At 73.7% G+C, this 8,398-nt stretch carries 7 protein-coding genes and 2 pseudogenes; 6 read left to right on the plus strand and 3 right to left on the minus strand.

Features of this window, described 5'->3' with window-relative positions; translation table 11 throughout:
• From ACJOT3_RS29355 to leuC, 3 genes and pseudogenes are all read right to left on the minus strand, one after another.
• A pseudogene (locus ACJOT3_RS29355) lies at positions 1-81 on the minus strand (HU family DNA-binding protein); the annotation flags it as partial.
• Positions 82-433: 352 nt separating this feature from the next.
• Positions 434-1,027, minus strand: a complete 594-nt coding sequence (gene leuD, locus ACJOT3_RS29360) for a 3-isopropylmalate dehydratase small subunit (RefSeq protein ID WP_406976378.1) — start codon at positions 1,025-1,027, stop codon at positions 434-436.
• A gap of 32 nt (positions 1,028-1,059) precedes the next feature.
• Complete coding sequence (leuC, locus tag ACJOT3_RS29365; RefSeq protein WP_406976379.1) at positions 1,060-2,466, minus strand: 3-isopropylmalate dehydratase large subunit; 1,407 nt, start codon at positions 2,464-2,466, stop codon at positions 1,060-1,062.
• A gap of 126 nt (positions 2,467-2,592) precedes the next feature.
• Between leuC and ACJOT3_RS29370 the strand changes: the two genes are divergently transcribed.
• The 6 genes and pseudogenes from ACJOT3_RS29370 to ACJOT3_RS29395 form a co-directional block, all read left to right on the plus strand.
• Positions 2,593-3,276 (plus strand): IclR family transcriptional regulator, encoded by a 684-nt coding sequence (locus ACJOT3_RS29370; protein ID WP_277615513.1) that lies wholly within the window; start codon positions 2,593-2,595, stop codon positions 3,274-3,276.
• Positions 3,277-3,465: 189 nt separating this feature from the next.
• Positions 3,466-5,181 carry an SDR family oxidoreductase gene (locus ACJOT3_RS29375; RefSeq protein ID WP_406976380.1) on the plus strand — a complete coding sequence of 572 codons (1,716 nt, stop codon included), beginning with the start codon at positions 3,466-3,468 and terminating at the stop codon, positions 5,179-5,181.
• A gap of 76 nt (positions 5,182-5,257) precedes the next feature.
• The gene (locus ACJOT3_RS29380) at positions 5,258-6,217 is read left to right on the plus strand and encodes a metal-dependent hydrolase (protein ID WP_406976381.1); all 960 of its coding nucleotides are present in this window, start codon (positions 5,258-5,260) and stop codon (positions 6,215-6,217) included.
• Positions 6,214-7,305, plus strand: a complete 1,092-nt coding sequence (locus tag ACJOT3_RS29385) for a PDR/VanB family oxidoreductase (protein WP_406976382.1) — start codon at positions 6,214-6,216, stop codon at positions 7,303-7,305. The genes ACJOT3_RS29380 and ACJOT3_RS29385 overlap by 4 nt, the downstream gene beginning before the upstream one ends.
• A 174-nt stretch (positions 7,306-7,479) precedes the next feature.
• Complete coding sequence (locus ACJOT3_RS29390; protein WP_406976383.1) at positions 7,480-8,088, plus strand: TetR/AcrR family transcriptional regulator; 609 nt, start codon at positions 7,480-7,482, stop codon at positions 8,086-8,088.
• Between the two features lie 127 nt (positions 8,089-8,215).
• Positions 8,216-8,398: pseudogene (locus ACJOT3_RS29395) on the plus strand (hypothetical protein); the annotation flags it as partial.

The raw sequence follows: 8,398 nt of genomic DNA on the forward strand, positions 1-8,398 counted from the left end.
CACAGCGTTGACCGCTTCGGTCGCGGTCTTCTTGTCTCCGAGTCGGTCGGAGATCGCGTCGATCAGGTCACGCTTGTTCATAAGGTTCCTCCGGTTCCCCCTTGCTCGCACGAAATTAGGGGACACAGAGGCCCTTGCACAAATACAAACGCCTGCGGTTAGGGCGTGTCGGGGTCGGTCCAACCTGCGCGGTCACTCTCCGGGACGGGTCTACTGCGCACTCGGAGGCACTGCGGCGGGTCCCTTTTGCCCCCCTCTGTGATCCTCAAATGCCTATGTATAACCGGATTCCGGACGAGCGGTGGACCCTGTTCACGGATACGGGAAGTGCCGCTGTTCGGTCACGCCACGTAAAGGTAAAATATTTGGGGGCCGGCGGGTGCGCTGCATCACACAACCCCGCCGACCCCCGTCCCGTAAGGGGTTCGGACCGCTACAGGGTCACCGGCGACCACGGCTTGCGCCGCTCCTCGAACTCCGCGATCGCGTCCGTGTGACGCAGAGTCAGCCCGATGTCGTCCAGGCCCTCCATGAGCCGCCAGCGGGTGTAGTCGTCCAGCTCGAACGCCTCCTCCACACCGGCCCCGGGAGCGCGCACCCGACGCTCCACCAGGTCCACGGTGATCTCGGTGGCCGGGTCGGCCTCCACGGCCTTCCACAGCCGCTCGATGACCTCCTGCGGCAGCAGCACGGTCAGCAGGCCGCCCTTGAGCGAGTTGCCGCGGAAGATGTCGGCGAACCGGGAGGACAGCACGGTCTTGAAGCCGTAGTCCTGGAGCGCCCACACGGCGTGCTCGCGGGACGAGCCGGTGCCGAAGTCGGGCCCGGCCACCAGCACGGACGCGCCCTCGTGCTCGGGGCGGTTGAGGACGAAGTCGGGGTCCTCGCGCCACTCGGCGAACAGGCCGTCCTCGAACCCGGTGCGGCTGACCCGCTTGAGGTAGACGGCGGGGATGATCTGGTCGGTGTCGACGTTGCTCGCGCGCAGCGGCACGGCCCGACCGGTGTGGACGGTGAACTTCTCCATGGCAGGTCTCCTCCTGTCGTGGTCGGGCGCGGTTACAGGTCGGCCAGGTCGGCGGGCGAGGACAGCGTGCCGCGCACCGCGGTGGCGGCGGCGACCTGCGGCGACACCAGGTGGGTGCGGCCGCCCTTGCCCTGGCGCCCCTCGAAGTTGCGGTTGGAGGTGGAGGCGCTGCGCTCGCCGGGCTTGAGCTGGTCGGGGTTCATGCCCAGGCACATGGAGCAGCCGGCCTCGCGCCACTCGGCGCCGGCCTCCTCGAAGATCGCGCCCAGGCCCTCGGCGTTGGCCTGCTCCTTGACCCGCATGGAGCCGGGGACGACCAGCATCCGCACGCCCTCGGCGACCCTGCGCCCCCTGATGATCTCGGCGGCGGTGCGCAGGTCCTCGATGCGGCCGTTGGTGCACGAGCCCAGGAAGACCGTGTCCACCCTGACCTCGCGCATCGGGGTCCCGGCCTCCAGGCCCATGTACGCCAGGGCCTTCTCGGCGGAGGCGCGCGCGGAGGGGTCGTCGTAGGAGGCGGGGTCGGGCACCGCGGCGTCCAGCGGCACGCCCTGGCCGGGGTTGGTGCCCCAGGTGACGAACGGGCTGAGCTCGTCGGCGTCCAGCACCACCTCGGCGTCGAAGACCGCGCCCTCGTCGGTGCGCAGGGTCTTCCAGTGCTCGACGGCGGCGTCGAAGTCGGCGCCCTGCGGGGCGTGCGGGCGGCCCTGGATGTAGTCGAACGTGGTCTGGTCGGGCGCGATCATCCCGGCCCGGGCGCCCGCCTCGATGGACATGTTGCACACGGTCATGCGGGCTTCCATCGACAGCGCCTCGATGGCCTCGCCCCGGTACTCCAGGACGTAGCCCTGGCCGCCGCCGGTGCCGATCTTGGCGATGACCGCCAGGATGATGTCCTTGGCGGACACGCCGGGCTTGAGGGTGCCGTTGACCGTGACGGCCATGGTCTTGAACGGGGCCATGGGCAGGGTCTGGGTGGCCAGCACGTGCTCGACCTGGCTGGTGCCGATGCCGAAGGCCAGCGCGCCGAACGCGCCGTGGGTGCTGGTGTGGCTGTCGCCGCAGACGATGGTCATGCCGGGCTGGGTCAGGCCGAGCTGGGGACCGACCACGTGCACGACGCCCTGCTCGATGTCGCCCATGGGGTGCAGGCGGACGCCGAAGTCGGAGCAGTTCTTGCGCAGGGTCTCGACCTGTTTGCGGGAGACCGGGTCGGCGATGGGGGCCAGCAGGTCCAGCGTGGGGACGTTGTGGTCCTCGGTCGCGATGGTCAGGTCCGGGCGGCGCACCGGGCGGCCGGCCAACCGCAGGCCCTCGAAGGCCTGGGGGCTGGTCACCTCGTGCACGAGGTGGAGGTCGATGTAGAGCAGATCCGGCTCGCCCTCGGCACGTCGGACGACGTGCTCCTCCCAGACCTTCTCGGCCATCGTGCGTGCCATGGGCGATCGCCTCTCTCGTTCGTACCGTTGCGCGGACTCTGACTTGCATTCCATATTTCGAGACGGCAATATCAAGTCATGGACAACTCTAGCTCATCCAGCGGCGTCGGAGTACTGGACAAGACGATGTCCGTTCTGGACGCCCTGGAATCGGGACCGGCCTCCCTGGCCCAGCTGGTCCAGATCACCGGCCTGGCCCGGCCCACGGCCCACCGGCTGGCCGTCGCCCTGGAGCGGCACCGCATGGTCTCCCGGGACAGCCAGGGGCGCTTCGTGCTGGGTCCGCGCCTGGGTGAGCTGTCGATCGCCACCGGGGAGGACCGCCTGCTGGCCGTGGCCGCGCCGGTGCTGGTGCAGCTGCGCGACCTCACCGGGGAGAGCGCCCAGCTCTACCGCCGCCAGGGCGACGTGCGCGTGTGCGTGGCCGCCTCCGAGCGCACCAGCGGCCTGCGCGACACCGTGCCGGTCGGCAGCGAGCTGCCCATGAACGCCGGGTCCGCGGCGCAGGTGCTGCTGGCCTGGGAGGACCCGGACCGCATCCGCCGGTCCCTGGTGGGCGCCCGGTTCACCGCGGCCAGCCTGGCCCAGGTCCGCCGCCGCCGCTGGGCCCAGAGCGTGGCCGAGCGCGAGCAGGGCGTGGCCTCGGTGTCGGCGCCGGTGTCCGGCCCGGGCGGGCGCGTGATCGCCGCGGTGTCGGTGTCGGGCCCGATCGAGCGGCTGACCCGCTCGCCGGGGCGCATCCACTCCCAGGCGATACTGTCGGCCGCCGAGAAGATCAGCGAGTCCCTGCACAGCGTCGAGGCCCACTGACCCGTACCGCCACCCGCCACCCGTCTCCCACGGACCCCGTTCGGCCACCGCCGGGCGGGGTCCTCCCGTGTCCGGACCCCGTGGAGGGAAATCCGGCCCCCACCCGTGGACGCTTATTGACATGTTGTCTAACATGACGGAACGTCTCATAAGAATGTGACCGGGGACACCACCCCCTGAGGAGACCGAGTGCACCAGTACGTCACCGCCTCGGACGGCCAGCGCCTGGCCGTCCGTGCCACCGGACCCGCCGACCGCCCCGTCCTGCTGCTCGTCCACGGCTACCCCGACAACTCCTCGGTGTGGGACGCCCTGGTCGAGGAGCTGGCCGGGGAGTACCGGATCGCCGCCTACGACGTGCGCGGCGCCGGGCGCTCCACCGCCCCCGACACCCGCGCCGGGTACCACCTGGACCGGCTGGCCGCGGACGTCGTCACCGTCGCCGACGCCGTCAGTCCGGACCGGCCGGTCCACCTGGTCGGCCACGACTGGGGGGCCATCCAGAGCTGGCACGCCGTCACCGAGCCCCGGTACGCGCACCGGTTCGCCTCCTACACCTCGGTCTCGGGGCCGGACCTGGACCACGCCGGGCACTGGTTCCGCTCGGCCCCCGACGGCCTGCGCGGCGTACTGCGCCAGGCCGTGCGCTCGGGCTACATCGGCTTCTTCCACACCCCGCTGGTCCCCGAACTCACCTGGCTGACCGGGCTGGGCGGACTGGCCCTGGCCGGAATGGAGCGCGTCGGCGGCGGCCCGGTGCGCCCGGCCCGCCGCGCCACCCGCGACTACGTCAACGGCCTGGAGCTGTACCGGGCCAACATGGTCCCCCGGCTCACCCGACCGGTCGAGCGCCGCACCGCGGTCCCGGTCCAGGTACTGGCGCCCACCCACGACGCGTTCATGGTCGAGCAGATCCAGTCCAACGCCGGCCGGTGGGTGCAGGACCTGCGCTTCCACCGCTTCCAGGGCGGCCACTGGTCGCTGCGCTCGCGCCCGGGGGCGGTCGCCGACCGGATCCGCTCCTTCGTCGCGGAGGTGGAGTCCGGCGCGCCCCGCCCCCGCCGCTCCGCCGGGTCCGCCCGCCGCCACGGCGGCGCCTTCGCCGGACAGCTCGCGGTGGTCACCGGCGCCGGCAGCGGCATCGGCCGGGCCCTGTGCCTGGAGCTGGCCGAACGCGGCGCCCGGGTGGTCGCCGTGGACATCAACGGCCCGGCCGCCGAACGCACCGCCGAGCTGTGCGCCTTGGTCACCCCGGGCGCCGCGGCCCAGCGGGTGGACGTCACCGACGCCTCGGCCGTCGACAAGCTCGCCGCCTGGGTGCGCGAGGAGCACGGGGTCCCGGACCTGGTGGTGAACAACGCCGGGATCGGCGTCGCCGGACCCCTGCTGGAGACCCCGCTCGCCGACGTGGAGCGCCTGGTCGACGTCAACCTGTGGGGCGTGATCCACGGCTGCCGCGCCTTCGCCCCGATGATGGCCGGGTCCGGGGGCGGCGGCCGCATCGTCAACACCGCCTCTGCCGCCGCCTACCTGCCCTCGCGCATGTACGGCGCCTACTCGGCGACCAAGGCCGCCGTGCTGGCGCTCAGCCGGGCCCTGCGCGGCGAGCTCGCCGTCGACGGCATCGGCGTCACCGCGGTCTGCCCGGGCCTCATCGACACCGGCATCATCGGCGCCACCCGCCTGTCGGGGGTCGACGGGGCCGAGGAGACCAGGGAACGCCTGGCCCGGCTGTACCGCCGCCGCGGCTACACCCCCGAGAGGGCGGCCCGCCGCATCGCCGACGCCGTCGCGGACGCCCCCGACATCCTCCCCGTGGCCGCCGAGGCCCACATCGGCCTGTACCTGTCCCGGTTCACCCCGGGGGCGGTCCGCGCCCTGGCCAGGGCCGGGCTCCCGGTCTGAGCGCCGTCCCCCTGATGCAGCCCCGACGCCCCTCCCCCTCCCCCTCCCCAGCCCCTCACAGCATTGGAGGCCGCCCATGAGCACCGACGCCACGCCCGCACACCTGCCCGCACCCGCGCCCGCACCTCTGGACGAGCCCGACCGCCTCGTCCTGCACGCCCGCGACGTCCACTTCGACTGGAGCGCGCTGGACCTGCACTGGATCCCGAACGAGCCGTTCGCCACGCACGTCATCAACGTGCTGCACCTGCTGCTGCCCGAGGGCGAGCGCTGGTTCGTCGAGGTCTTCAAGGAGGCCCTCCCCCACATCACCGACGACCGGCTGCGCGAGGACGTCCTGGGCTTCATCGGCCAGGAGGCGGTGCACGCCGAGGCGCACGCGGGCGTGCTCGACCACATGGACGCCCACGGCCTGGACCCGACCCCGTACGTGGAGCAGATCGCCTGGATGTTCCGGATCGTGCTGGGCGACCGCGACCTGCCCGCGGACCGCGCCCGGTCGTGGCTGTTCATGCGCCTGGCGGTCATCGCGGGCATCGAGCACTACACCGCGGTGCTGGGCCAGTGGGTGCTGGACGCGCGCGAGCTCGACGCGGCGGGGGCCGACGAGACCATGCTGGACCTGCTGCGCTGGCACGGGGCCGAGGAGGTGGAGCACCGCGCCGTCGCCTACGACCTGTTCATGCACGTCGACGGCGGCTACACCCGCCGGGCCGCGGCCATGCTCGTCGCCGCGGGCGCGCTGGCCACCCTGTGGGTGCGCGGGGTGCGCTTCCTCGTCGCCAACGACCCCTACCTCAAGGGCCGCATCGAGGGGCGGCGGCCCAGGGCGTCCTGGGCGCTGCGCGACGGCCGCCGCGGGCTGATCCCGCACCTGGGACGGCTGGTCCGGGCGGTGCCCGAGTACCTGCGCCGCAATTACCACCCCTCGCACTACGGCTCCACCGCCCAGGCGGTCGCCTACCTCGCGGTCTCCCCGGCCGCCCGGGCCGCCGAGGCCGCCGAGCAGCTCGCGGAGCGGAAGGGCGAGCAGTGAGCGGCGAGGAGAGGCCGCGGGTCAAGCACAGCGCGGAGTACTACGCGAACCCGCGCCCGCCCGTCTCCCTGTTCACCGGCCGCGGCCCGGACCGCTACATGTACGGCCTCCAGACCCTGGCCACCCGGCTGCTGCCGGTCCTGGGCCGGCTGGGGCCCGGCCACCCGCCGCTGCCGCCCGCTCCCGAGCTGCGGGTGCGGGTGGCGTCGGTGGCGCACCCGGCGCCCGACGTCGCCGAGGTCGTCCTGGTCCCGCAGGGGCCGGGCCCGCTGCCCGCCTGGCAGCCCGGCCACCACGTGGACGTGGTCCTGGACCCGGCCACCGTGCGCCAGTACTCGCTGTGCGGCGACCCCCGCGACCGGTCCCGGTACCGGATCGCGGTGCGGCGCATCCCCGGCGGGACCGGCTCGGCGCGGGTGCACGCGCTCGAACCCGGGGACGTCGTCGGGCTGCTCGGGCCGCGCAACGCCTTCCCGTTCGCCCGGGCGGAGCGGTACCTGTTCGTCGCGGGCGGGATCGGCATCACCCCGATCCTGCCGATGGCGGCACACGCCCACCGCACCGGCACGCCCTTCCGGATGGTCTACACGGGCCGCTCCAGGGAGAGCATGCCGTTCCTGGACGAGCTGCCGCCGGGCGCGGTCGTGCGGCCCGACGACGAGTTCGGGGTGCCGGGCGCCGACGACCTGGTGGGCGGCTTCGCCCCGGGCACCGCCGTGTACGTGTGCGGGCCGCCGCCGCTGATCGCCGCCGTGCGCTCCCGGGCGGGCGCGGGCGACCCGGTGTTCTCCGAGCGCTTCTCCCCGGCGCCCATCGTGGACGGGCGGCCGTTCGAGGTGCAGCTGGGCGAGGGCGGCCCGGTGGTGGCCGTGCCCGCCGACGAGACCGCCCTGGACGTGGTGCGCCGGGTGCGCCCGCAGACCGCCTACTCCTGCCGGCAGGGGTTCTGCGGTGCCTGCCGGGTGGGGCTGCTGCGCGGCGCGGCCGACCACCGGGACCGGCCCACCGGCGGCTCCCCGCGCGGCGAGGAGTTCGCCCTGTGCGTCTCCCGCGCCGACGAGGGCGAGCGCGTCGTCGTGGACCTGTGAGCTCCGCCGACCGCCGGTGTCGGCGGTCGGCGGTAGGTTGCAGGGGAGGATCGAAGAACCTTTCGGGAGGTCGTCACCACTGTGGTGTCCCACAGGACCGACCGTCACCGGGCGCGGGTGACGGGGTCGGAGTCCTCGGCGAACCAGCCGAGGCCGGGGCGTCGGCCCCGCCGCATGGCGCCGCACGAACGCCGGGAGGACCTGATCCGGACGGCCCTGGGCGTGTTCGCCCTGCGCCCGCCCGGCAAGGTCACCCCGGAGGACATCGCCGAGGCCGCGGACGTCTCCCGCGCGCTGGTGTACCGCTACTTCCCCAACATGGCCGAGCTGCGCCGCGAGGCGCTGGAGCAGGCCATGTCCGAGCTGCTGGAGCGGCTGGTGCCACCCGCGGACCTGCCGCCGCTGGAGCAGCTGCGGAGCTCCCTGGTCCGGTTCATCGAGTTCGCCGACTCCTACTCCCCCGCCTACGTCGCGCTGCTGCGCGGCGGCTCGGTGATCGCCACCGAGGAGACCGAGGCGGAGATCGACCGGGTGCGCGCGGGGGTGCTGGAGCTCATCATGGACCGCGTCGGGCCGCGCGAGCCGTCCCCGCCGGTCCTGCTGGCGCTGCGCTGCTGGATCTCGGCGGTGGAGACCGCGGTGATGCTGTGGCTGTCCGAGCGCGGGCAGACCGCGGAGCAGCTGGCGGACTGGCTGCTGGACCAGCTGGTGGCGATGGTGCTCGCCTCCGGCGCGCCGGAGGCGGAACTGCGCACCCTGGCGGACCGCCACGCCGCCATCTAGGACACCGGGCGGGGACCGTCACGGAGAGCGGCAAGGCGTCACGGCGCGTTCGCCGACCGGTCGGTGCACGGACACCGGCGGCTCCTAGCGTGCCGGGTGACCGCCGTCCCCGTTCCGGAAGGTACCCATGACCACCACCCGACGCGCTTTCCTCACCACCCTCTCCGGTGCCGCCGCCGCGGCCGCCGGGACCGCGCTGCTCCCCTCCGCGGCCCTGGCCGCGCCCCGCCCCCGCCGGGCCGCGGCCGCCGTCCTGGACGTCGTCTCCGACGTGCAGGGCGACCTGGCCGACCTGCGCCGCTCCCTGGAG

Origin of the sequence: Nocardiopsis protaetiae, from assembly GCF_045446735.1 — a bacterium.
Lineage (GTDB): Bacteria > Actinomycetota > Actinomycetes > Streptosporangiales > Streptosporangiaceae > Nocardiopsis > Nocardiopsis protaetiae.

Excerpts from the sequence above, each read along its gene's own strand:
- leuD (WP_406976378.1), bottom strand. The coding sequence starts at position 1,027 with ATGGAGAAGTTCACCGTCCACACCGGTCGGGCCGTGCCGCTGCGCGCG.
- leuC (WP_406976379.1), bottom strand. The coding sequence starts at position 2,466 with ATGGCACGCACGATGGCCGAGAAGGTCTGGGAGGAGCACGTCGTCCGA.
- ACJOT3_RS29370 (WP_277615513.1), top strand. The coding sequence starts at position 2,593 with ATGTCCGTTCTGGACGCCCTGGAATCGGGACCGGCCTCCCTGGCCCAG.
- ACJOT3_RS29380 (WP_406976381.1), top strand. The coding sequence starts at position 5,258 with ATGAGCACCGACGCCACGCCCGCACACCTGCCCGCACCCGCGCCCGCA.
- ACJOT3_RS29390 (WP_406976383.1), top strand. The coding sequence starts at position 7,480 with ATGGCGCCGCACGAACGCCGGGAGGACCTGATCCGGACGGCCCTGGGC.